This window comes from Weissella sagaensis (genome assembly GCF_005405285.1).
GTDB lineage: Bacteria > Bacillota > Bacilli > Lactobacillales > Lactobacillaceae > Weissella > Weissella sagaensis.
In genome coordinates this window covers 85,531-110,818 of record NZ_BJDT01000005.1, presented here as the reverse complement: position 1 = coordinate 110,818, position 25,288 = coordinate 85,531, and the positions used below count along the sequence as shown (strand labels likewise).

General features: G+C 36.1%; 25 protein-coding genes, 1 tRNA gene and 1 riboswitch. Of the genes, 23 read left to right on the top strand and 3 right to left on the bottom strand.

Going from position 1 to position 25,288, the window contains the following annotated elements:
• Positions 1–228: 228 nt before the first annotated feature.
• Positions 229–300: transfer RNA gene (locus tag FFM55_RS06355), tRNA-Arg, on the bottom strand.
• Between the two features lie 155 nt (positions 301–455).
• Here FFM55_RS06355 and FFM55_RS06350 point away from each other — a divergent pair.
• The 12 genes from FFM55_RS06350 (at position 456) to cls (ending at position 11,623) form a co-directional block, all read left to right on the top strand.
• Complete coding sequence (locus FFM55_RS06350; RefSeq protein ID WP_042492733.1) at positions 456–842, top strand: helix-turn-helix transcriptional regulator; 387 nt, start codon at positions 456–458, stop codon at positions 840–842.
• Complete coding sequence (locus FFM55_RS06345; RefSeq protein WP_042492734.1) at positions 829–1,284, top strand: hypothetical protein; 456 nt, start codon at positions 829–831, stop codon at positions 1,282–1,284. Before FFM55_RS06350 ends, FFM55_RS06345 begins: the two co-directional genes overlap by 14 nt.
• 121 nt (positions 1,285–1,405) lie before the next feature.
• Positions 1,406–1,618 carry a hypothetical protein gene (locus FFM55_RS06340; protein ID WP_042492736.1) on the top strand — a complete coding sequence of 71 codons (213 nt, stop codon included), beginning with the start codon at positions 1,406–1,408 and terminating at the stop codon, positions 1,616–1,618.
• A gap of 295 nt (positions 1,619–1,913) precedes the next feature.
• Entirely contained in the window at positions 1,914–2,924 is a 1,011-nt protein-coding gene (gene gap / locus FFM55_RS06335) for a type I glyceraldehyde-3-phosphate dehydrogenase (RefSeq protein WP_042492737.1), read from the top strand.
• Positions 2,925–3,029: 105 nt separating this feature from the next.
• Positions 3,030–4,250 (top strand): phosphoglycerate kinase, encoded by a 1,221-nt coding sequence (locus FFM55_RS06330; protein ID WP_042492738.1) that lies wholly within the window; start codon positions 3,030–3,032, stop codon positions 4,248–4,250.
• Positions 4,251–4,455: 205 nt separating this feature from the next.
• On the top strand, positions 4,456–5,352 hold the full coding sequence (locus FFM55_RS06325) for a LysR family transcriptional regulator (protein WP_137600715.1): 897 nt from the start codon (positions 4,456–4,458) through the stop codon (positions 5,350–5,352).
• A 47-nt stretch (positions 5,353–5,399) separates the two neighbouring features.
• A riboswitch (TPP riboswitch) is annotated at positions 5,400–5,502 on the top strand.
• A gap of 103 nt (positions 5,503–5,605) precedes the next feature.
• Positions 5,606–6,124: an energy coupling factor transporter S component ThiW gene (gene thiW, locus FFM55_RS06320; RefSeq protein WP_137600714.1), complete on the top strand. Its 519-nt coding sequence runs from the start codon at positions 5,606–5,608 to the stop codon at positions 6,122–6,124.
• The gene (gene thiM / locus FFM55_RS06315) at positions 6,124–6,957 is read left to right on the top strand and encodes a hydroxyethylthiazole kinase (RefSeq protein ID WP_137600713.1); all 834 of its coding nucleotides are present in this window, start codon (positions 6,124–6,126) and stop codon (positions 6,955–6,957) included. Before thiW ends, thiM begins: the two co-directional genes overlap by 1 nt.
• Entirely contained in the window at positions 6,920–7,537 is a 618-nt protein-coding gene (gene thiE / locus FFM55_RS06310; RefSeq protein ID WP_042492743.1) for a thiamine phosphate synthase, read from the top strand. Before thiM ends, thiE begins: the two co-directional genes overlap by 38 nt.
• A gap of 105 nt (positions 7,538–7,642) precedes the next feature.
• Positions 7,643–8,563, top strand: a complete 921-nt coding sequence (locus FFM55_RS06305; RefSeq protein WP_042492745.1) for an ATP-binding cassette domain-containing protein — start codon at positions 7,643–7,645, stop codon at positions 8,561–8,563.
• Positions 8,564–8,573: 10 nt separating this feature from the next.
• Positions 8,574–10,094, top strand: coding sequence for an ABC transporter permease/substrate-binding protein (locus tag FFM55_RS06300; RefSeq protein WP_042492747.1), 1,521 nt, complete (start codon positions 8,574–8,576; stop codon positions 10,092–10,094).
• A gap of 80 nt (positions 10,095–10,174) precedes the next feature.
• Entirely contained in the window at positions 10,175–11,623 is a 1,449-nt protein-coding gene (gene cls, locus FFM55_RS06295; RefSeq protein WP_137600712.1) for a cardiolipin synthase, read from the top strand.
• Positions 11,624–11,680: 57 nt separating this feature from the next.
• Here the strand turns inward: cls and FFM55_RS06290 are convergent, their stop codons facing one another.
• Complete coding sequence (locus FFM55_RS06290) at positions 11,681–12,313, bottom strand: HdeD family acid-resistance protein (protein WP_042492749.1); 633 nt, start codon at positions 12,311–12,313, stop codon at positions 11,681–11,683.
• Between the two features lie 117 nt (positions 12,314–12,430).
• Here FFM55_RS06290 and FFM55_RS10065 point away from each other — a divergent pair, with 117 nt between their 5' ends.
• The 4 genes from FFM55_RS10065 to FFM55_RS06275 all read left to right on the top strand — a co-directional run bounded on the left by FFM55_RS10065 (position 12,431) and on the right by FFM55_RS06275 (position 16,699).
• Positions 12,431–12,559 carry a hypothetical protein gene (locus FFM55_RS10065; protein WP_257607639.1) on the top strand — a complete coding sequence of 43 codons (129 nt, stop codon included), beginning with the start codon at positions 12,431–12,433 and terminating at the stop codon, positions 12,557–12,559.
• An 82-nt stretch (positions 12,560–12,641) separates the two neighbouring features.
• A complete protein-coding gene (gene lepA / locus FFM55_RS06285; RefSeq protein ID WP_042492751.1) occupies positions 12,642–14,465 on the top strand; it encodes a translation elongation factor 4 in 1,824 nt (607 codons plus the stop codon).
• A 116-nt stretch (positions 14,466–14,581) separates the two neighbouring features.
• Positions 14,582–14,824, top strand: a complete 243-nt coding sequence (locus FFM55_RS06280) for a type B 50S ribosomal protein L31 (protein ID WP_137600711.1) — start codon at positions 14,582–14,584, stop codon at positions 14,822–14,824.
• Positions 14,825–15,346: 522 nt separating this feature from the next.
• Positions 15,347–16,699 carry a Na+/H+ antiporter NhaC family protein gene (locus FFM55_RS06275; RefSeq protein ID WP_042492753.1) on the top strand — a complete coding sequence of 451 codons (1,353 nt, stop codon included), beginning with the start codon at positions 15,347–15,349 and terminating at the stop codon, positions 16,697–16,699.
• Here the strand turns inward: FFM55_RS06275 and FFM55_RS06270 are convergent.
• Positions 16,683–17,072 carry a ribonuclease HI family protein gene (locus FFM55_RS06270; RefSeq protein ID WP_042492755.1) on the bottom strand — a complete coding sequence of 130 codons (390 nt, stop codon included), beginning with the start codon at positions 17,070–17,072 and terminating at the stop codon, positions 16,683–16,685. The two genes, FFM55_RS06275 and FFM55_RS06270, sit on opposite strands and share 17 nt — an antisense overlap.
• Positions 17,073–17,160: 88 nt before the next feature.
• Here FFM55_RS06270 and FFM55_RS06265 point away from each other — a divergent pair, with 88 nt between their 5' ends.
• The 7 genes from FFM55_RS06265 to purB all read left to right on the top strand — a co-directional run bounded on the left by FFM55_RS06265 (position 17,161) and on the right by purB (position 25,185).
• Positions 17,161–17,532: an EbsA family protein gene (locus tag FFM55_RS06265; RefSeq protein WP_042492756.1), complete on the top strand. Its 372-nt coding sequence runs from the start codon at positions 17,161–17,163 to the stop codon at positions 17,530–17,532.
• On the top strand, positions 17,533–18,438 hold the full coding sequence (locus tag FFM55_RS06260) for an RluA family pseudouridine synthase (protein WP_137600710.1): 906 nt from the start codon (positions 17,533–17,535) through the stop codon (positions 18,436–18,438).
• Positions 18,439–18,636: 198 nt separating this feature from the next.
• The gene (gene pyrR, locus FFM55_RS06255; RefSeq protein ID WP_042492759.1) at positions 18,637–19,149 is read left to right on the top strand and encodes a bifunctional pyr operon transcriptional regulator/uracil phosphoribosyltransferase PyrR; all 513 of its coding nucleotides are present in this window, start codon (positions 18,637–18,639) and stop codon (positions 19,147–19,149) included.
• Positions 19,150–19,210: 61 nt separating this feature from the next.
• Complete coding sequence (locus FFM55_RS06250; RefSeq protein ID WP_042492760.1) at positions 19,211–20,296, top strand: carbamoyl phosphate synthase small subunit; 1,086 nt, start codon at positions 19,211–19,213, stop codon at positions 20,294–20,296.
• On the top strand, positions 20,293–22,761 hold the full coding sequence (locus FFM55_RS06245) for an ATP-binding protein (protein ID WP_137600709.1): 2,469 nt from the start codon (positions 20,293–20,295) through the stop codon (positions 22,759–22,761). Before FFM55_RS06250 ends, FFM55_RS06245 begins: the two co-directional genes overlap by 4 nt.
• A gap of 69 nt (positions 22,762–22,830) precedes the next feature.
• The gene (locus tag FFM55_RS06240) at positions 22,831–23,748 is read left to right on the top strand and encodes a peptidylprolyl isomerase (protein ID WP_042492763.1); all 918 of its coding nucleotides are present in this window, start codon (positions 22,831–22,833) and stop codon (positions 23,746–23,748) included.
• 141 nt (positions 23,749–23,889) lie between these two features.
• The gene (purB, locus tag FFM55_RS06235; protein ID WP_137600708.1) at positions 23,890–25,185 is read left to right on the top strand and encodes an adenylosuccinate lyase; all 1,296 of its coding nucleotides are present in this window, start codon (positions 23,890–23,892) and stop codon (positions 25,183–25,185) included.
• Positions 25,186–25,288: the final 103 nt, after the last annotated feature.

The window sequence follows — 25,288 nt, the reverse complement described above, 5'->3', positions numbered from 1 at the left end:
CTGGTCATTGCGACTGGTGGGGCTTTTTTTGTGTTTTCTACCTATATATAAGCAGATAGTAAACCAATCAAATTGTATTGATAAACAAAAAGCCTATTGAGCGACTAAATTAATAATCGTTCAACAGGCTCAAATTATTAACTGACAAACCAAAAACAGATTTGCCACTAATTTGCCACTAGGGACAATGTAAATGCCTTTATATCAACGTTTATAGCATCTATAAAATGGACCTGGGGGGAATCGAACCCTCATCTCCGGAACCGGAATCCAACGTGATATCCATTACACTACAGGTCCATAACAAATAACAATTATAAACCAATAGATTCGTATTAGCAATAGAAATAAAATGCTTAATGAAGTATCATTAGGTTAAACCTTGCAGTTAGTTAAGTTTACCTTTATAATAAAAACTATAATAATATAAATTTATAACAGAAAAGGTGAATACAATGGCATCATCCGAAGGAAAGGCCACGATGGGCCGAAACATTAAACGTTATATTAAACAAAATGAGATAACAGCAGCACATTTGGCCGAAATAATTGGCGTATCAACAGCAACAATTTCGGATTGGTCAAATGGTAAAACATATCCAAGAATTGATAAGATCGAGGCCATGGCCGAATATTTTAAAATTGCAAAATCAGATCTTGTTGAAGAACCAAGTCAAGTTTCAAAAACGATGATGACTGATGAACCAGTATTAATGGCAGCACATTGGGGAATAGACATTTCAGGTTTACCAGATGAAGAGCGAGCACGTGTCATTGATCGTGCTAAGTCATACATTGAGGGCCTGATTGCTAATTATGAGGATCGGAATGGGAACAGATAGCTATGATAATCTCTTGATAAGAGTAGAAAATGATTTATTAGAGTTAGGGATGACACCCGTTATTTTAGATACAATGCCTTTAAAAGAAAATTCGGGATTAGATGGTGTTGCCTATCTTAAGGAAGATAAAGCGTATATATTTATTGATAAAACGCTACCCATTTTTGAAAAGGCGCGTACTTTGGTAGAGGAATTTCATCATGCGATTTCAGACATTGGGAATCATTTAGACTATAATACAAGCTTAGCGCATAATGATGAAGTTGTTGCTCGCGAAGCAGTTATTAAGTATATGACTAGCGAAGAAACTATGATAAAGATTGCACAAGAGTATGAAAATCAGCCATTTGAAGCGTGGATGTTATGTGAGTATTTAGGTTACCCGTTGGATTTTGCACAAGAAACCGTGGATTTATACCGTCACAGCGGCCTGTTAAATTAAACCTAATAAAACTGTTGATTTTAGTTTTAATCTAATCTATAATTAATTTAGTCCTAAGGAAAAACACGTAGGACTTTAATTAGTTACATTAGTTAAGTTTAAACTAACAGGAGGAGTGGCTATGAGTAATGCAATGATTGCTTTTTTAATTGTTTTGGGGATATTTATGTGTTTGTGGATTGTGGCACTAACAATTGTAACGATACTTGAAAATTTATTCATGGGAAAATTACACCGATATGTTAGGGGAATAAATTTACTAATGCGCTATGGATTGATTAGGTTAGGTGGTGTAGATGATAAAGAGGCCCACCGTCTTGTGCTTGAAAAATAGATTGTGAAAATTTTATTAATTAATGATAAATAATCGGTAAATAGCTGATTAAACGTTTCAGAAAACTCTTATTCGTGAGTGTTTATTTTGGAACTTAAATCAGATTATAAACATAATAATCTATTGTTAAACAATTTTTTTATAATCAATCTAATATAATTTTTTTGGAAATAAATTTTGAAATTAAGCATTTGTTCAGAGACTTACTTTGTTTGCGAAAATATAAGTAAAGTCGTATAATATATCATGTAGGAACGTAACAAAAAAAGAATTTTTTGGGAGGGATCTTAATAATATGACTGTTAAGATTGGTATCAACGGTTTTGGCCGTATTGGTCGTTTAGCATTTCGTCGCATCCTTGAATTGAAGGATACTGCAGATGACATTGAAGTTGTTGCAATTAACGATTTAACAAACCCTGCTATGTTGGCATACTTGTTGAAGTATGATTCAACACATGGTACTTTGGCAGCTGAAGTTTCAGCTGATGAAGAAGGTATTATCGTTGACGGTAAGAAGATCCGTGTATACGCTGAGCGTAACGCAGCTGACTTGAAGTGGGTTGCTAACGATGGTGTTGAAGTTGTTTTGGAATCAACAGGATTCTACACTTCAGCAGAAAAGTCACAAGCTCACTTGGATGCTGGTGCTAAGAAGGTGTTGATTTCAGCACCTGCTGGTAACATTCCAACGGTTGTGTACGGTGTTAACCAAGATACATTGACTGCAGATGATAACATTGTATCTGCTGGTTCATGTACTACTCAATCACTTGCACCATTGGCAAACGCCTTGAACAAGGAATTTGGTATTGAACTTGGTTTGATGACTACTGTTCACGCTTTCACTGGTACTCAAATGCTTTTGGATGGTCCTAAGGGTAAGAAGATGCGCTCAAATCGTGCTGCATCTGTAAATACTATTCCTCACTCAACTGGTGCTGCTAAGGCTATCGGTTTGGTTGTTCCTGAAGTTGCTGGTAAGTTGGATGGTCACGCACAACGTGTTGGTGTTGTTGACGGTTCAGTTACTGAATTGACAACAGTTTTGTCAAAGACTGTTTCAGCTGAAGAAATCAACGAAGCTGTTAAGAAGTACGAAAATGATTCATTTGGATACAATGCTGATGAAATTGTTTCATCAGATATCATCGGTGACACACACGGTGCCGTATTTGATCCAACTTTGACTAAGGTTATCACTGTTGGTGATAAGCAATTAGTACAAACTGCTGCTTGGTATGACAACGAGTATGGTTTCACTTCAAACATGATCCGTACTTTGTTGCACTTGGCAACACTTTAATAGTGGAATAACTATTATTGAAAACGGGTGGTTTAGTAATAGTCTGAACCACCCGTTTTTTATATAAATTTCTTAGTTATTTTTAGTAGAGAAAAGAGGAATTTTATGACGAAATTAACAGTTGATGACTTAGAGCTAAAAGGTAAAAAAGTATTGATGCGTGTTGACTTCAACGTTCCGCTAAAGGAAGTTGATGGTCAACAAGAAGTTGCTAATGATAACCGTATTGTAGCAGCATTGCCAACTATTAAGCATGTTTTGTCAGCAGGTGGACGTGCAGTATTGTTTTCACACTTAGGTCGTGTTAAGAGTGAAGATGATAAGCCTGGATTATCAATGAAGCCAGTTGCACAACGTTTGGCTGATTTGCTTGGTCAACCTGTAACTTTTGTTCCTGCCATTGAAGGTCCTGAACTAGAAGAAGCCATTAACCAATTAGAAGATGGTCAAGTATTAATCTTTGAAAATACACGTTATGCTGATGTTGTTGATGGTGAGGAAGTTAAGCGTGAGTCAAAGAATGATCCTGAATTAGGTGCTTACTGGTCTTCATTAGGTGACGTATTTGTAAATGATGCATTCGGAACGGCTCATCGTTCACATGCATCTAATGCAGGTATTGCAGCTAATATTGAACAAACAGCAGCTGGTTACTTGATGGAAAAAGAAATTAAGTTTTTGGGTGGTGCAGTTGAAAATCCAGAACGTCCATTTGTTGCCATTATTGGTGGTGCAAAAGTTTCTGATAAAATTACAATCATCCAAAATCTATTGGCAAAAGCTGATAAGGTAATCGTTGGTGGTGGAATGGCTTACACTTTCGCTGCTGCTAAGGGTGAAAAAATTGGTAATTCATTATTTGAAGCTGACAAGGTTGAACTGGCTAAGCAATTGATTGCTGATGCTGGTGATAAGTTAGTATTGCCTATTGATGCTGTCGCAGCTGATAACTTTGCAAATAATGCAGAGTCATATGTTGCTGAAGGTGACATTAAAGATGGATACATGGGGCTAGATATTGGTCCTAAGTCAATTGAGCTATTTAAATCAGTTCTTGCAGATGCAAAGACAGTTGTTTGGAATGGACCTATGGGTGTATTTGAAATGGAAAACTTTGCTAAGGGAACATTGGCTATTGGTGAAGAACTTGTTAAAGTGACTGAAAATGGGGCAACAACCATTGTTGGTGGTGGTGATTCAACCGCTGCTGTACAACAATTAGGTGTTGCTGATCAATTAAGTCATATTTCAACTGGTGGTGGTGCTTCATTGGAGTACTTAGAAGGTAAGACTTTGCCTGGAATCGCTGCTATTTCTGAAAAATAAATGTCTCATACTAAAAAGCAATAAGTTACCAATTTTGGTGATTTATTGCTTTTTTATTATGAGTAATCTACTTGTTCATTATAAATACAAGCATGAAAGTTATTTTAAATTAAAATATTTTAAACACTTTTAATATTATTGAGATGCCATACAGGTTATAATTGTGATAAACTATTCCAAATAGTAATGTATAAGGAAGTCTATTATGGATATTCATAAATTTAATGTGTTTTTAGACTTAGCTAAAACCGAAAATTATTCTGAGACAGCTAGAAGATTATATACAACACAAGGAAATGTTTCTAAACAAATATTAGCCTTGGAAAAAGAATTAAAAACAAAATTATTTATACGTGAACATCGCCGTATCTCGCTAACTGAATCAGGCCGTATTACAGAAATGTATGCTAAAAAAATCATTCATGAATTTGATGCATTACAACAAACATTAAATCAACATAATATTGAGTCGGACAATGTCTTAACAATTCATACGATGTCAGCTTTTTCAAATTACGAAGGGTTTTCATTAATGAGCTCTTTTCATCAAAATTTTCCAGAAGTAACATTACATTTTTCTGAAATTAAAGATCGTAAGCTTGTTGACTCATTATTAGACAATCAAGCAGATATTATTTTTGGCCAATATATTACAGGATTAAACAATAAATTTGAAACACTGTTAACCGATCAAGATAGCTTAGTGGCTGTGTTGCCAGCAAATCATTCCTTATCGGCCAAAAGAGTACTGTCAATCAATGATATCTTACAAGAAGATATTTTAGTGTTGGATGGTGAAGAATCATTAGTATTTAATAAACTTAGTATGATGGTTGAACGACAGCAGTTAACAACAGCTGTTGCTTATCGAGGAAAACGTGTTGATATAATATTAAACATGGTTTCAAATGGTATGGGAATTGCTTTGGTTATGGATAAGCGTGTTGATATTAGTAATGATAATCAACTGATTAAGCGTAAGGTGCGGTTAAATACAACCAGTAATTTTGGCTTTATACGTTTAAAACAAGAGCATGAGTCCAATGCTAATAAACTATTTTGGAAATATATAACACAAGTCGTTAACCAATATATTAATTAGTCAGTATTTTGTTGATTGATGTGTTATGATGGTAATATAATAGAATATTAATCACAAAGGGGAGCCATTTATGGCTGAGAAAGAGGATTGCTCTAGACCCTTCGTACCTGTTTTAGTTATTTAAGCGTAGGAATTGTGAAAATACCAATATGAATAATTGTATTTATAAAGGCTTTTTTGTGATTTTTTATTGCAAAAAGGCCTTTTTTGTTGTCTGACTTTTATAAGCAGTAAAATTTTTGGGAGAATTAAGATGAATTCAAAAGTTAGGAAAATAACTTACTTAGCAATGATGATTGCTTTGGATGTTGTATTATCGCCTATTTTACGTATTGAAGGCATGGCACCGATGTCTAGCGTTATTAATATATTGGCCGGTGTTTTAATGGGGCCATTATATGCAACCGTTATGGCCGTATGTTGTGGTATTATTAGAATGCTTTTGATGGGGATTCCGCCATTGGCATTAACGGGGGCTGTTTTCGGTGCATTGTTAGCAGGTGTTGGTGCACGCCTAACGCGGAATATTTACGGGTCAATTATTGGCGAAATTATTGGGACGGGGATTATTGGTTCATTAGTTTCTTATCCGGTAATGGTATTATTTACAGGTACTAAAACAGATTTATATTGGTTGTTGTATACGCCAAGATTTTTAGGGGCAACATTAATGGGGGCGGTAGCTGCTTGGTTAATTTGGCAGCAAGCTAAGAAAATTTCTTTGTTTAAAGATATGATGCAAGTGTTTAATGGGAAAAGGGTGATACGATAATGGAAAAAGTAACCATGCCATTGACTACTGCACCGTTAGTTCATTGTATAACGAATACGGTTTCCGTTGAAACAGTGGCCAATGCATTACTTTATATTGGTGCAAAACCTATAATGACTGAAGATGTTCGGGCTTTTTCAGATTTGGCAAGACAAACAAACAGTGTTTTGTTAAATTTAGGTAGCTTATCCGTAGCTAAAGAAGAGAGTTTGCTGGCTGCAAGTAAGCTAGCCTATCATGATAAACCTTTTGTTTTAGACGTAGTAGGTGTCGCAAGTGCTAGGACAGCAATGCATATAGCGACTGCGATTATGACGTATGAACCAACAATTGTGCGTGGTAATATTTCAGAAATGCGAGCAATTGCAGGATTGAAAACAAATGGTCGTGGTGTGGATGGCAACCAAATCGATCAAACACCTGCAGCATTTACAGAGTTAATAACAGCACTCAAAACACTACCAACTACTTCAATTTACGTTGCTACAGGAGCAAAAGATATTATTGTAGCCCAAAATAATGTGTGGGTTTTAGAGAATGGTGTTTTAGAATTGGATTGTTTTACGGGTTCAGGTGATGTATTAGGTGCACTGTTAGCAGCTTTATTAGGTGAACAAATTGTGCCTGAGACTGCTGCTGTTTTGGCGATTAGTTATTTAAATATTGCGGGTGAACAAGCTAAAATGACCGCCACAACAAAAGGAATTGCTGATTTTAGACAACAGTTTCTAAACCAATTATCATTACTGGGTGAACAAAATCCAAATTGGATGGATCAAATGAAGGGGACTATTAATGGCAAAAGAATTGTATTTAGTGACATCACGCTATGATGAAAACGAGGAAACATTTTTAGAACGAGTTAATACAGCATGTGCTAATGGGGTAACTTTTGTGCAATTACGCGAAAAAGATTTAACCACACGTGCGTATTATGAACTAGCTATTAAAGTTAAAAAGATAACGGATCGGTATCACTTACCGTTGATTATTGATGATCGTATTGACATTTGTTTGGCAATTGATGCTAGTGGGGCGCATATAGGTGATGATGAACTACCAGTTGATGTGGCCCGTAAATTATTAGGACCAAATAAGATATTGGGCGTATCAGCGAAAACGGTAGCACGTGCGGTTGAAGCAGAACAGCAAGGTGCTGATTATTTAGGAACTGGTGCAATGTTTCCAACGCAAACGAAAGTTATTACAAAGCCAACTAGTAAGCAAACGCTAAAAGAAATTACGAAAACTGTTGATATACCAGTTTTTGCAATTGGTGGTATTAAAGAACACAATATCAATACGCTGACAGATACCAATATTGTTGGTGTGGCCGTAGTGAGTGAAATTATGCAAGCACCAAATATTGCAGATAAGGTAAAACAATTAAAAGAAGCAATTAGTTTGCTATAATCAGATTGAGACTGGGGTTTAGTTTACCCAGTCTTTTTTATATACTGATATTATGATAAAAGCACTAAATTTAGTTAAAACATATATAATGAAAGGAATATTACAATGATTGTATTTGAGGATGTTGTAAAAACGTATCAAGATAAACAAGTTGTGAATCATCTTAATTTAACGATTGCATCCGGTGAATTTTTTGTATTAGTTGGCCCAAGTGGTAGTGGTAAAACAACAATTCTTAAAATGATTAATCGGCTAACACAGCAAACGCACGGTAAAATTTTGATAGATAATAAAGATGTAGCAAGTACGAATACGACAATTTTGAGGCGACATATTGGCTATGTCTTACAAAATATTGCACTTTTCCCCAATCTTACGATTAGTCAAAATGCAGGTATTTTGTTAGAAGCAAATGGCGTTAAACGTAGTCAAAGGCAACAATTAGTCAAAATATTATTAGATAAAGTCGGGTTACCATATGAACAATATGGAACGCGTATGCCACGTGAACTATCTGGTGGGGAGCAACAGCGTGTTGGTATTGTCCGTGCGCTAATTACTAAGCCAGAAATTATTTTAATGGATGAGCCTTTTAGTGCATTAGATCCATTATCACGTAAACAATTACAAGATTTAATACTATCTTTATATCAAGAATTTAGGCCAACAATTGTTTTTGTCACACATGATATGCAAGAAGCGTTACGCTTGGGGTCAAAAATTGGTGTATTGGTTAATGGGGAGCTGCAACAAGTAGGTAAGCCGCAAACAATTATTAATCAACCGGCTAATGCAGTAGTATCATCATTATTTAACAATCAACGAATAACGTTAATTGCTGATTTACTTGAGGCTGGCCTAGGACAGAAGATTACTACTGATGTGTCCGTTGAGGGACCACATCTTAAAAGTACACAAACTCTCCAAGAACTGGCAGCTATGTTGTATCGTCATGATAGTGCTATTATTGACCAACAATATATCATTAATCAACGTCATTTATTAATGTATATTAGCAAATATTAAGGAGCGTAAAATGTTAAATGATTTGTTGCATTTTGTGATGACACATGCAAGCGACATTATTGTCGCTTTAGAAGAGCATATCCTACTTTCTTTGGCTGCAATCTTAGTTGCGGCAGTGATTGCAATTCCTTTAGCTATTATCTTAATGAATCATCGACGAGCAGGTGAAGTTGTTTTACAAATTGCAGGTATCATTCAAACGATACCTAGTTTAGCTGTATTAGGTGTTTTAATTCCATTTGTTGGTATTGGGACATTTCCTGCTGTTATAGCATTAGTGTTATATGCAATTATGCCAATCTTTCAAAATACATATGCAGGATTAACGCAAATTGATGCGAATTTATTGGAAGCAGCTGAAGCTTTTGGTTTTTCAAAATATTTTAAGTTATTTAAAATTCAATTACCATTGGCTATGCCGCTGATTTTATCTGGATTGCGCATTGCAATGGTCATGATTATTGGAACAGCTACTTTAGCAGCATTAATTGGTGGTGGTGGATTAGGATCATTTATTATGATTGGTATCCAGACAAATGATAATGCACAGCTATTATTAGGCGCAATTTTATCTGCTGTTTTGGCATTGGCTTTTTCATGGTTAATTAAAATAATTGGTAAATTATCTTTGAAAAAAATGGGCATCCTAGCGATCGTTGCAATTTTGTTACTTGGTGGTTATTTTACTGGTAAAGCACTAACACAGCCTAAAGGACGTATTACAATTGCTGGTAAACTAGGCGGTGAACCAGAAATTTTAATAAATATGTATAAAGAATTAATTGAAGCCGATAATGCACGTTTGGACGTGCAATTGAAACCGGATTTTGGTGGCACAACATTTATTTATAAAGCGATTAAGAGTGGTGATGTTGATATTTACCCAGAATTTACTGGTACTGTTTTACAAAACCTTATCAAAGGGAAAACTGTTAGCCACCAACCAAGACAAGCCTATCATGATGCAAAGGAAGCCTTATATAATCAGGCTAATTTAACTTATTTAGCACCAATGCGATATCAAAATACATATGCATTAGCAGTACGACAAAGTGATGCTAAGAAATATAATTTAAAAACAACTAGTGATTTAGCAAAGATGTCATCACAATTAACAGCAGGTTTTGATCATGATTTTTATGAATTAAAGGATTCATATCCAGGTATGAAAAAAGCTTACGGATTACAATTTAAAGATGTGAAAAGTATGTCGTCTAGTTTGCGTTATAATGCATTAGCTAATGGCCAAATTGATGTCACGGATGCTTATACAACAGATCCACAATTGAAGGCTGATAAGTTAGTAACTTTAGTTGATGATAAAAAATATTTTCCCCCATTCCAAGGAGCACCATTGGTACGGGAAAACATCTTAAAAAAATATCCAAGTGTAAAAAAGAGTCTAGAGCGCTTAGATAATAAAATAACAAATCAAGATATGATTAATATGAATTATCAAGTAACGGTTCAACACAAGTCTGCTGATAAGGTCGCACATCTTTATTTGAAAAAACATAATTTATTAAAGTAACCCTTTAATTTTAATGTTTGATATATTATTGGCATATAAACCTGATAGAATAAAGACTATCATTCAAAAGGAGATGGGTTATGGCTGAACATTGGTTGATGATATTAATTGAAATCATCTTCGTAGTTAATAGTTTTGCAGCTATTTTAACGGTATTTAGAGATCGTTATCGTGATATTACTTCTATTTGGGCGTGGATGCTTGTGTTATTGTTGTTTCCTGGAATCGGATTCTTAATTTATTTTTTGTTTGGACGAAAATTGTCAGGGCATCATATTTTTAATATGCAAACACAAGAAGTTTTGGGTATTGATAAGATTGCTGATAATCAGCAAAAAGAAGTTATGGCATTATCTGATTCAGAACGCTATGTGGAAGAACAAGCTTTTATTCGCTTATTTTTACAAAATGAGCAAGCAATATTTTCGAATCAAAATGAAGTAAACATTTTAACAGATGGTCATGAAAAATTTAAGCAATTATTTATTGATATTAAAGCGGCTAAGCATCATATTAATGTTGAATATTATACGATTTATAATGATAAGTTAGGTAATGAATTTGTTGATTTATTAACTGAAAAAGCTAAAGAAGGCGTACGAGTTCGTGTTATTTATGATAGCTGGGGGTCTGGCGGTAAAAATAACAAATTATATAAACGATTGCGTGAAGCAGGGGGGCATGTAGAAGCATTTTTAATGCCAAAATGGCAAATCATGCCCTTGCATGTTAATAATCATGATCACCGTAAGTTAGTTATTATTGATGGTGATATTGGTTATATTGGTGGCTTTAATATTGGTGATCAATATCTAGGTCGTTTAGAAAAATTTGGTTATTGGCGTGATACACATTTACGTGTTGTTGGGGATGCTGTTTTGGCCATGCAAAGTCGCTTTTTTATGGATTGGAATGCTACCAATAAATATCAAAAGTTGAAGTTTGGTGAGGAATATTTCCCGTCACATGATACGGGTGGTGATGTTGCCATGCAAATTGTGTCTTCAGGTCCGGATTCAGAATCAAATCAGATTTATCAAGGGTACCTACGTATGATTTCAATGGCCCATGAAAGTATTACGATTCAATCACCTTACTTTATTCCAAATCAAGCAATCATGGATTCGCTTGCAATTGCGGCTAAGTCGGGTGTGCATGTCAGAATTATGATTCCATCAAAACCTGATCATATGTTTGTTTATCGAGCAACAGAATATTATGCAAGTGTCTTGGCTAATGATGGTATTGAAGTTTATGCATATAACAAAGGATTTTTACATGCCAAAACAATCGTGATTGATAATCGTATCGTATCGGTTGGTAGTGCTAATATGGATATTCGTTCATTTTCTCTAAATTTTGAAGTCAATGCATTTTTGTATAGTGAACGATTAGCATTAGAAATGGAAGCAATTTTTGAAAAGGATTTACTTGATTCACAACTTTTGACATCAGAGTATTTTGCAGCACAGTCTTCCTGGAAACGATTTAAACAATTTTTCTCGAGATTATTAACACCAATTTTATAATTAATCATTGATATAAAAAGGCAGTCTCATTGAGACTGCCTTTTTGGTAGATAATATTTATTTATTACTGTTCAAGTCGTTTTTATGACTGAAAAAACTAACAAGTAAGAAGAAAATACCTAATAGATCAGTGTAAACACCCAAGATAATTTGCATGTTGTGAGGCGTGTATCCTGTAAATAATACTAGGAATAATCCTAAAGCAAGACCAACAGCACCAATAATCAAGCCAACTAAACGTTGCCAACCAATTAATAATTCGGGAACCCAAGTTTGTGCTAAATTACTTGTGGCATTAAATAGAATCCAAAAGCCGAATACCAAACCAATAAAATCTTGTGTGAAATCTTGACGGAATAATAAGACAAGACCCATCACAGCGCTTAGTAGGGCACTCATTAAATGGGCACCACGTAGATAAACACTATTACTAAATAACATGAGATCAATAAAAGCAATGAAAATTGAAAAAAGACCAAAAATAATCGAAACAGCAAGTAACCATTCTGTATTGAAAACAAATGCAAAAATTCCTAAAATAATTGAAATGACACCAGCAGCGGCTAATAACTTACGCACAAAATAAGAAATAACAGGTTTTTGTGATTGTTGTGGTTGTTTAGAAAGTCTTGATGGCACCATGTCCTCGCTATTGGTCGTTTCATGTTTAATTTCTGGCAAATCAGCCATAAGAATGCCCCCTTAATAAGTTGTTTAAATTGAGTGTAATTGAAAATGTTGTAAAATACAATTGAAGAGTGAATTAAAATAAAAAATATTAACTATTTATCAAAGGAGAATGGAAAAATGCTTAAATGGATCATTATCATTATTTTGTTAGCTGGCTTTATTTATACACAGTATCGGCAAAAAAAATTTAACCAATCAGTCGATGACAAGGCCAAGGAAATGACCGATAAATTAAATAAAAAATAATGGATCAGGGAGTACTACCATGATATTAAGAATACTTGTATAATGGTAAGGACAGAATAAATACAACATAGGAGCGCAAATAATGAATATAGAAGAAATGCAGGCGCGCCAAAACCATATACGTAATTTTAGTATTGTGGCTCATATTGATCATGGTAAATCAACAATATCAGATCGTATTTTAGAGGCAACGCACACAGTTACTGAGCGTGAAATGCAAAATCAGTTATTGGATACGATGGATTTGGAACGTGAACGTGGTATTACAATTAAAATGAACGCTGTTGAGGTGCATTATAAGGCTAATGATGGTGAAACTTATATTTTCCATTTAGTTGATACACCAGGCCATGTGGATTTTTCATATGAGGTTTCACGTTCATTAGCCGCCGCTGATGGTGCTATCCTGGTTGTTGATGCTGCGCAAGGAGTTGAAGCACAGACATTAGCAAATGTTTATTTAGCAATTGAAAATGATTTGGAAATTTTACCAGTTATTAATAAAATTGATTTGCCAGCTGCTAATCCAGAAGCTGTAAAAACTGAAATTGAAGATGTAATCGGTATTGATGCGTCTAATGCTGTGTTGGCATCGGCCAAAAAGGGGATTGGTATTCCAGAACTATTAGAAAAAATTGTTACGGATATTCCAGCTCCAGAAGGTAGTTTGACAGACCCGTTACAAGCACTAATTTTTGATTCGGCATATGATTCATATAAAGGGGTTATTTTAACTGTTCGTGTTAAAACAGGTATTTTAAAACCAGGTGAAAAGATTAAATTCATGAATTCTGGTGCCTCATATGAAGTAACAGAAGTCGGCGTTAATTCACCAACACCTATTAAACGTGATTATTTAATGGCAGGGGATATTGGATATGTTGCAGCATCTATTAAAAATATTCGCGATGCACGACCTGGTGACACAATAACACATGTTAAGCAACCAGCAGAAAAACCATTACCAGGGTACCAGCCAATGACCCCAATGGTGTACTCAGGACTATATCCAACTGATAATGCCAAATACAATGATTTACGTGATGCACTTGAAAAATTACAATTAAATGATGCTTCTTTGGAGTTTGAGCCTGAAACGTCACAAGCATTAGGTTTTGGTTTTCGAACGGGTTTCTTAGGTCTATTACATATGGATGTTATTCAAGAACGTCTTGAACGTGAATTTGACTTGGATTTGATTACAACCGCACCATCAGTGACATACCATGCGTTTACTACTAATGATGAGATGGTTGATGTTGCCAACCCGTCTGAATTACCAGATGTTGCTGAGATTAAAACAATTGAAGAACCATTTGTGCATGCCCAGATTATGGTACCAAATGATTACGTTGGGGCCGTTATGGAGTTGGCGCAAGCTAAGCGTGGTGAATTTGATACGATGGATTATTTAGATGAGAGCCGTGTAAATGTTAAGTATTACATGCCACTATCTGAAATTATTTTTGATTTCTTTGATAAATTAAAATCAAACACCCGTGGTTATGCATCATTAGATTATGATATATCAGGTTATCGTCAATCTGATTTGGTTAAAATTGATATTTTGTTGAATGGGGATAAAGTTGATGCTTTAAGTTTTATTGTGCACCGTGATTTTGCGCAAGAACGTTCACGTGTCATTACTAAGAAGTTAAAAGAGATTATTCCACGTCGTAATTTTGAAATTCCAGTACAAGCTGCAATTGGTTCTAAAATTGTGGCACGTTCAACTATCAAGGCTTATCGTAAAGATGTTACATCACGTATTCATACAGGTGATCCTGATCGTCGAGCAAAATTATTGGACAAGCAAAAACGTGGTAAGAAACGTATGAAATCAGTTGGAACTGTTGAAGTCCCACAAGAAGCTTTTATGGCTGTTTTGAAGGCTGAAGAAGAATAAAATAAAATGATAGCTTTTAGTGAAAAACTATCATTTTATAAAATTTTATGTTAATATAGTTTAGTTAAATAAACTGACTCTGATTTTTATAAATTCAGGGCGATAAGGAGAAAATAATGAAGGCTGAAATTCATCCAGATTACCACCAAGTGGTTTTCGTTGACTCAACTACTGGTTACAAGTTTGTGTCAGGTTCTACTCGTGCTTCTGACGAAACTATCGAATTTGAGGGTACTACTTACCCAATGATTCGTGTTGAAATTACTTCAGATTCACACCCATTCTACACTGGTAAGCAAAAGTTTACTACTGTGGACGGTGCTGTTGATAAGTTCAATAAGAAATATGGACTTGCTTAATCGCAATTTCCTAAAAAAGCCGTTTCATAGCGCTAAATGCCTGTGTGACGGCTTTTTTGTGTACTTTTTGAAGTGTTGTAAAATATCGTATTTGGGGAACTTTTTAGAGAGTAGGAGACTATTTACGAACCATTTTTAAAAGCACAAACTCGCATATTCTAATTTGCTAGTTGACACTTTACTAATAGGTGCGTACAATAATGCACATTGGTAGAACATTTCATTGTATGTCAGAGAAGCTACGGTAGCTGTGAGTAGCGCAGGTGGAATGATTGAACTATTTAAACATCGTAAATATCTTAAAGAGAGTTAGTTTTTGCGTACTAACTAATTTTTGGGTGGTACCGCGGAAACTTTTCGTCCCAGTAATGAGTCAATTGACTTGTTACTGGGACTTTTTTATTGCTGAAAGGAGCAAGACATTGGGGTATTAAAGCATATCAATCACGTTGGTGGACTTAGTCGTTATCTCTTTTAGGGTAATTATTTGATAAATAAGCAGCGATGAAGGAGAGAAGAAATATGAATAAGTCAGTAACGTTTAAGCAAAGTATGGTTTTATTAATTGCAGTCATTTTAATTTTTAGTATTAGTATTTTGGGGTTTGGTTTATCACCCAATGTACCGCTAGTGATAAGTATTATCTTTGTCATGTTGTACGCTAGAACGCGTCAAACATCTTGGCAGGATATTCAAGGACAACTGTTAAAAGGGATTGAACAAGCATTAGCACCATTATTTTTATTCCTGCTAATCGGTATGTTAATTGGTCTTTGGATGGAAACCAATACAATTCCCACATTACTATGGACAGGTTTGAAGTTGGCCAATGTAGAATGGTTTTTACCTAGCACGGTTTTGATTATGGCAGTTATGGGTACAATGGTTGGTTCAGCTTTTACGACTTTAGCCACAGTAGGGGTCGCGTTGATGGGCGTTGGGACGGCAATTGGATTTGATCCTGGGATTGTTGCTGGAGCAGCCTTGTCGGGTGCTATCTTTGGAGATAAGAGTTCACCACTATCAGATTCAACCAACCTAGCATCATCAATTGCAGGGACTGATTTGTTTGCACATATTAAGAACTTGATGTGGACGACAATTCCAGCATTGCTTGGATCATTATTAATTTTTACATTCTTAAGCAAACAAATAAAGGTCACTAGTGATGTTCATGAATTACAGCACTTGGCCTCATTATTATCACCAAATTGGTGGTCAATGTTGCCATTAATTTTGTTATTTATTATGGCTTGGCGTCATATACCAGCAATTCCAACGTTATTGGTGAACATTGCAGTAACGGGTATCATATTTATATTTAATCATTCGCTACAACAATTTTCGGATGTGATTATGAATGGTTCAACAACAACAATAAAAAATAATATGCTTGCTAGTTTGTTAAATCGTGGTGGTATGTTGTCAATGATGCCAACAGTTATTATTATTATGTTGGCGTTGGCTTTAGGTGGACTATTAACAGAGCAAGGAATTCTTAGTGCCTTTATGACACCATTGGTAACACGTATTAAGACGCAAGCAGGTGTTATTACAGGGACTGTGATGACAGGTATTTCAGCTAACTTTTTGATTGGTGAACAATACTTAGCAACCATTTTGCCTGGTCAATTATGGAAGGAAAGTTTTACACGTTTAAAAATTAACCCACTGACTTTAGGACGATCGTTAGAAGATTCAGGGACAGTTATTAATTACTTGGTACCTTGGGGTGTTGCTGGTAGTTTTGCAGCACAAACACTAGGTGTTTCAGTAACTTCGTTTGCGCCGTTTACTTTCTTTGCTTTGTTATCACCTGTTTGCTCGTTAATTAGTGCCTGGACAGGCATTGGTCAAATTAAGCATGATGAATAGCCTGCCAAGCAAGTTGGTGAGCACCATGATTTTGTTTTTCTGGAATCCAATTTGCAATTAAAAGTTGATAATTATCTTGTTGTCTTAATAGCTGCGTTAATTGTTCACTAAAATGTTTGGCGTAACGTTTCTTAATGCTATCAATGACTAATTTAGAATCAGCATAATACATGATAGTATCATTTGGCGTAGCAATTTTTGCTAACTCTTTGAAAGCCCAAATTGCAGCAGCAAATTCAGCTTCGTGATTAGACATAATACCAAGATAGTGATGTTTTTGAATTTGTTGGCCGTTATATAGAATAACTAGGCCAGCACCACTACGGCCAGGATTACCTTGACTAGCAGCGTCAGAATATATTTTGATTAACATGACAAGCACCTCTAAGTTTATTATACTAAAAAGCAGAGATATTATGAGATGATTAGTTGATAAGACACAAATCGGAAAGGATTTCAGAATGAAAGGATACTACCAACCGGCTGGTTTACTTGGACTAATTAATTGGCTATGGATTATCATGATTGCAATGTTTGCCTTGATAATGCAACTTGAGGTAACACATTTAAATAGTTGGACGATATTTGCTACGATTGTTTTTTTATTTATTGCGTTATTAACGTACTTTAGACGACGCGTTACATTATCAGCGGATGCTATTTTAATCATGCCGATGATTGGTGTCCATACAGAAAAAGTGCGTTTTAAAGAAATGCAACATGTTCAATTTACAAAAAGAACGGTCATCTTTAGTTACGAGGATGAAAGATATAGTTATTGGATGAATAAAAAATTCTTAAATCAACTACAAAAGGAAATTAAAGGTAAGTAAATGACTGAAGAAACATTGACGATTACAGATCAGACTGGTCGTCTGGATAAAGTAGTAGCAGATACCTTTGTTGACTACACACGTACACAAATTTCAAAATGGATTGATGATGGTGTGCTAAAAGTTAATGGGGATGAAAAAAAGGCTAAGTATAAGGTTCATGAGGGTGATGTGATTACTTTTACTGTTCCAAAACCAGTTGTATTAGATGTTAAGCCAGAAAATATTCCTTTAGATATTATTTATGAAGATGATGATTTATTAGTCATCAATAAGCCACAGGGGATGGTTGTTCATCCAGCGGCGGGTCATCCAGATGGTACATTAGTAAATGCTTTAATGTATCATACCCATCTTTCAACTATTAATGGTGTTATCCGTCCGGGAATTGTTCATCGTATTGATAAAGATACGTCTGGCCTTTTGATGGTTGCTAAAAATGACAAAGCTCATGAGGCATTGTCAGCAGATTTAAAAGCTAAAAAAAACTTACGTCAATACTATGCGCTGGTACATGGTGAATTCACGGAAAATAGAGGGACAATTACAGCACCTTTAGGTCGTTCAAAAGCTGATCGTAAAAAACAAGCGGTTGTGGCCGGTGGACGTGACGCTATAACCCATTTTGAAGTGGTTAAACGTTTTGTTGGGTATACCTTATTGAAAGTGACGCTAGAAACGGGACGAACACATCAAATTCGTGTTCACATGGACTATATTGGTCATCCTGTTGCAGGCGACCCTTTATATGGACCTAAAAAAACGCTTGCTGGAAATGGGCAATATTTGCATGCAGCAACACTTGGTTTGACACAACCAACGACGCAAGAAGCTTTGCAATTTGAAGCACCTTTACCAGATTATTTTGAACAGGCACTAAGTCAATTACAACCATACGCAGAATAAGTAAATCATGTGTTCGCAAATAGTGTTTAACATGATAAAATGAGATATAAAAGAATTGAAACTTTCTTAAGGTAGTTCAGTGAGATTGCTAGAAGGTAATGTGATAAATAAATCTAACGAGACGTTACCCTTTTAGAATTAGGAGAGTAGTGTCTCTTTTTTATTAGGTGTGAATTAATGAGAGAAAAGGAATAAATTATGGCAAAAGAGATTGTTGATGCAATGGCGATGCAACGAGCACTTACAAGAATTACTTATGAAATCATTGAGAAAAATAAGGGTGTCACAAATCTGGCAATTGTTGGTATTAAAACACGGGGTGTCTTTATTGCGCAACGAATTGCTGAACGGCTACAACAATTAGAAGGTGCAACAATTCCGGTTATTCCATTAGACATCACACATTATCGGGATGACGATAATCAAAATACGGGCGAAAAAATATCATTTGAGGAAAATATTGATAATAAACGCATTATTTTAGTTGATGATGTTTTGTTTACAGGTCGTACAATTAGAGCAGCTTTGGATGCCATTATGGATAATGGGCGCCCAGCAGCAGTTAATTTAGCTGTATTAGTTGATCGCGGTCATCGTGAACTACCAATTAGAGCTGATTTTGTCGGTAAAAATATTCCGACAGCAACTTCTGAAAGTATTCGAGTAAAAATGAAGGAATTTGATGGCATGGATGGTATTGAAATCCAGTAACTTTGACCGTTAACCGGGAAGGAGGAATCGTTTAGTATTCTGACTAAACGATACCAACGTCATGACAACACGTTATTTAATTTTACAAGATGGTACCGTGTATGCAGGTGAAGCTTTTGGGGCACCTGCAACAACTTTTGGGGAATTAGTATTTAATACAGCTATGACCGGGTATCAAGAAATTATCACGAATCCAATTTATTACAATCAAATTATTATGTTTACAACACCAACTATTGGTGCTGCAGGTATTAATCACTATGCGGATGAATCAATTGTGCCTTCTGTAAAGGGTGTTGTTGTTCGTGAAATAGCTGAAATATCAACTAATCGTTTACGGACACTAAGTTTAAATGATTATTTGAAACGGCATAATGTACCTGGTATTTCACAAATTGATACGCGCGCTTTAACACGTCACTTACGTGAAACTGGCATACAAAAAGCATCAATTGTTGATCAACCAGACGATCACGCTTTCGATCAATTGCGGGCAATGGTGCTGACAAATCAGCAAGTGGCACAGCTTTCAACACCCAAAGCCTATGCTAATCCAGGACGAGGCGCCAATGTTGTTGTGGTAGACTTTGGACTTAAAAGTGGTATTTTAAGAATGTTAAGTGATTTTGATGCGAATGTCACCGTCTTGCCTTATTCAGCAACGCTTGATGAAGTTGCTAATCTTGATCCAGATGGCATTGTGATTTCATCGGGACCGGGTGATCCAAATCAAGTACCAGAAACGGCGCTTGAGATTATCCGTGAGTTTGAGCAACGAATTCCGTTATTTGGCATTGGATTAGGCCATGAGTTATTTGCCATTGCTAATGGCGCCAAAGTTACCGAATTAGCATCAGCACATCATGGGATGAATCACCCAATTCGTGAGCAAATTACAAATGATATTATCTTTGCAACGCAAGGCCAAGCGTACTCTGTTGATAATACTTCTATTAAAGATACGCCGCTATTTGTCACGCACATTGATATTACGGATAATCAAATTCAAGGATTAAGGCATCGCGATTATCCAGCATTCAGTGTGCAATTTTTCCCAGATGCTGCACCAGGACCATTAGAAGAGACCCAAGCTTTTGCTGAGTTTATGGAAATGGTGATGGCACGGCGAGGAGGAGGTGTCATATGACAGAACGAGTGCTTATTATAGGTGGCTCAGCCAATGATTTTGGTCGTGAAACTGAAGGTGATGTTGCAACGTTTCAAGTTGTTGATGTTATCAAAAAATATGGTCATGAAGTCGTTATTGTCGATGACAATCCATATGCGTTTACGACTAGTCGTCACGATATTCAGGTCATTGAAAAAGCATTAACGATTGATAATTTGATGGCTGTTATTGCTAAAGAACATATCACGGCTATGGTAACATCAGTGGGTGGTTCAACAGCAACGCGCCTAGGGGCTGACATTTTGAAGTTAATGGGTAATGGTGCACCTAAAGTTTTAGGTTTGTCACTACCGGTGATGCAAGCAACACAAAATACAAAATATTTACATGAACGCTTGCAACAGCTAGATATTCCAACAGTTCAATCGCGTTTAGCTAGTGATGTTAGTGAGGCATTTGATGCTGTTAGAGATTTCGACTTGCCAGTTGTCATTCGCCCAATTGCACCAATGGGACAGACACTACGATTGCAAGTCACTGATATTGATGACTTAGAAGAAGCAGTTGAAACGGCACTTAACCGATCAATTACGCATCAAGTTAATATTGATAAAAGTATTCGTGGTCATCAAGAAATATCAATGCTGGTAATTCGTGATAAACGAGATACGACTGTTTTGATTGGTGGTGTTGAAGACATGGATCCGGTGGGGATTCACTCTGCAGATTCCATTGCGATTACGCCTATTCAAACTTTGCCAGATCCAGTCTATCAAAAATTACGGTCAGCAGCCTTTAAAGTTATCCGTGGTTTTGATGTTATTGGTTTATTGGAAGTTAGATTTGCGGTTGATCCTAAAAGTGATGATTACGTTATTACCCGTGTGACACCATATTTTGATCGTACAGCAGCTTTATTGGTTGCCGCAACAGGGTATCCGCTAATTCCAGTGGTCACGCGATTGATTTTGGGCGAGACGCTAGAATCAGTTAAAACACCAGTAATTGGAGCTAACCATACGGCATTATTGGAACCAACAATGGATCACATTGTCATTCGTTTTCCAATTTTTTCATTTGGTGATTTTGAATCTAATGGTGTTAAAACGGAGCACCGTTTAAATACAGTGCAAAAATCGGTTGGTACGACAATGGGTGTGGGGCGCAGTGTTGAAGAAGCGTTGGAAAAAGCCATCCGAGCGGCTCATTTCAATAATCGTAACTTCTCACCAACCGTGATGAATGCGTTGACAGATAATGAAATTATTGAACAGCTTATTCATCCTCGGGATAATCGTATTTTTGTTCTTTTGGAAGCATTAAGAAGAGGATACACGGTTGATGAATTAGCTGAAATGACGAAAATTAACGCGTTCTATTTTTATAAATTAAGACAGATTAACAAATTAGAAGAAACAGTAAAAAATAATCCTTGGCAAGTAGATGTTGTTAAGTTGGCAAAATATTATGGTTTGTCAGATGGGTTAATTGCGCGCTTGTGGCACGCAAAATATGAAGAAGTTCGTCGGTATCGGTGGGATAATGGTATTTTGCCGACTTATAAAGCGTTTGAACCATCCGCAGGTGAATTTGAAGAAGCTGCGAATCAGTATTATTCAACTTTTGAATCAGAGAATGAAAGTACTCGGTTAGGTAAATATACCGCCTTAGTAATTGGGGCAGGTGGTTTTCGTTTAGGGGATGGCGCTGCCGCTTCTTATGTTATGGCAATGGTAGCAGCAGAATTGCAGGCGCAAGGTATTCAAACTGTGCTAATGAACAATAGTCCAACTGATTTAATGTTTATGCCACAGTTAGGGAACAAGAAGTATTATGAACCATTAGAGATTTCTGATGTTATGAATGTTATTGAAATTGAACAACCAATGCAGGTTTTTGTGCCTGGTAATCGTATTAAATTGATTAATAGCTTGCGACAGAATGGTATTGATGTGCAGGTTATTGCAAAAGAAAAATATTTGCCAAGTAGTATTGTCGATGACGCTTCACGGACAATTGTTAATTACTTTTATGATGGTCAAACTATTTACTTAATTGGCATGGGCAGTCAAAGTAATGATGGTATCATTTTAGACCAATCTGTGATGACAGAAGCACTTTGGGATAAAATTCCGCGTCCACAAATGAGTTCGGAAACACCTGGTCTATATCAAATGTTGATTAAGCATCAGCCTAGTCATAATGATGAACCATTGATGGTGGTTCGTCCAATGCCATTTACGATGGTGGCTTTTTTGGATAAAGTGACAGGGATTGACTGGATGCGGTTGGTGATTCGTTATATGTTAAATCGGCAAACCCATGTTGAACAACAATTCTTGGCACAATTAAAATCATTACAATGGCGTATTCCCAAAGCACAGTTAATTTATTGGCATGCAGATTTTGAAGAGCATATGGAAATTGATCAGATGTTAGATAACGGGCGCTATGCAATTGGGGCGACATATCATTTAATTTAAGTAACAGTTGTATTTATATGATAAACTAGAAAAGTTGTATTATTAATATCAAGAAAGAGGGCACTACCCATGTGGAAAAAAGTATTAGGTGTGCTAGTAGCAATTGCTGTAGCAGTTGGTCTAGCAGCCTGGGGAATCGGTCCCAAATCAATCGTCACGACTGATGCGGGTAACGTTTCACAAGCTGAGTATTACAAAAATTTGAAGAAGTCCCCAGCAGGACAACAAGAATTAGCCAATATGATTATTCAAAAAGTTTTGAATGACAAGTATGGTGATAAAGTTTCAAAGAAGTCTGTTGAAAACCAATTTAAGGATGCCAAAAAACAATATGGTGAGCAATTCTCACAGACATTGTCACAAAATGGTATGGATGAAGATGGCTTCCGACAATCATTAGAAATTCAAGCATTAGAAAAGCAAGCAGTTATTGCTAATGAAAACTATTCAACAAAGCAATTACGTAAAACTTATAATGATTATCAACCAAAAACTAATGTTTCTGTTATTTTGACACAGTCTGAAGATGATGCTAAAAAGGTCATTGATGAGTTAAATAAGGGCGGCGATTTTGCTAAGTTAGCAAAAGAAAAGTCAATTGATACGAATACCAAGAAAAATGGTGGTAAGATGACTGCCTTTGATTCGACTGATACTAACTTGGAGGATGACTTTAAGTCAGCTGCCTTTAAGCTTAAGGATGGTGAGTACACGAAGACACCAGTCCAATCACAATCATCACAAGGATATTTTATTATCAAGAAGAATTCACAAGCTTCAAAGAAGTCATTTAAGACGCTTAAGCCAAAGATGAAGATGATTTTGGTGGATCAAACAATGGCTGATACTAATAAAGTCCAAGCAATTGTGGGTGAAGAATTAGGTAAGGCAGATGTTAATATTAAAGACTCTACCTTGCAAAATGTTTTGTCAACTTATACACAAGCTGCTGCAACAGCACAGGCAGCAAAGAGTAGTAATAAGTAATGAACTTATAAAAACTGCAGTCATTATTGACTGCAGTTTTTATTTGGAAAATAGCTGAAAATAATTCGTATTTACGATACAATAATTAATATAAATAATAGTTTGTTCGCGTTTTTAAAAGGTGTAAGGGGATATAAAAAAATGATTGATCGTTATACGCGTCCTGAGATGGGACGCATTTGGTCGCTTGAAAATCAATACCAATCATGGTTAGATGTTGAAATTGCAGCTACGGCAGGCTGGGTAGCAGTTGGACATGTACCGGCAGAAGATTTAGATGCAATTCGTCAAAATGCAAAATTTGATGTTGATCGCATAGCTGAAATTGAAAAAACAACTCGGCATGATGTTGTAGCGTTTACCAGAAATGTCTCTGAGTCACTTGGTGATGAACGAAAGTGGATTCATTATGGATTAACGTCAACTGATGTTGTTGATACGGCCCAAGCATTACGGCTACAACAAGCAAATCAAGTCATTAAGGCTGATTTACAAACATTAAAAGAAACGTTGGCACAATTAGCTTTAAAGTATAAAGAAACAGTTATGATGGGACGTACACATGGTGTCCATGCCGAGCCAACAACATTTGGCCTAAAAATGGCCCGTTTTTATCAAGCAACTGTACGTAACATTGAACGCTTTGATAATGTTGCCAAGGCGATTGAAACTGGTAAACTCTCAGGGGCAATGGGGACATTTGCGAACATTCCACCACAAGTGGAAGAAGTGGCAATGAAAGAGTTGGGACTGACACCACAACTCATTGGATCACAAATTTTACCACGTGATTTGCATGCTGATTATATGACAACATTGGCAATTATTGGTTCAAACTTGGAAGAAATGGCAACTGAGATTCGTAGCTTGCAACGTTCTGAAATTCATGAGGTTGAGGAAGGTTTCCGTGGTGGTCAAAAAGGATCATCAGCGATGCCTCACAAGCGTAACCCAATTGGTTCAGAAAATATTGTTGGGTTGTCACGTGTTTTGCGTGGGTATTCAATCACTGCTCTAGAAGATGTGACACTATGGCATGAACGCGATATCTCTCACTCAAGTGCAGAACGTATTATTTTGGTTGATGGCACAACAGTTGTGGATTATATGTTGCACCGTATGACAAATATTTTGCAGAATTTGCAAGTATTCCCTGAGACAATGAAACAAAATATGACACGTACGTATGGTTTAATTTATTCACAACGCTTATTGTTGAAATTAGTTGATGCTGGTTTATCTCGTGAAGCTGCATATGATACAGTGCAACCACTGACAGCCCGTTCATGGGATGAGCAACGTCAGTTCCGCGAATTGGTTGATGCAGATGAAACAATTACCCAGAATTTGACACCTGACCAAATTGATGATGCTTTTGATTATCATTGGCACTTGAAGCATGTGGATGATATTTATAAACGTTTGGGATTAAACTAATTCTAAAAATAATCATTATAAACCTGGTGTGCGAAACGACTATGATGTATGGTAATGAAAACAAAGTCGTGGATGTGTAAAGCGCCAAAACAATATGATGAAG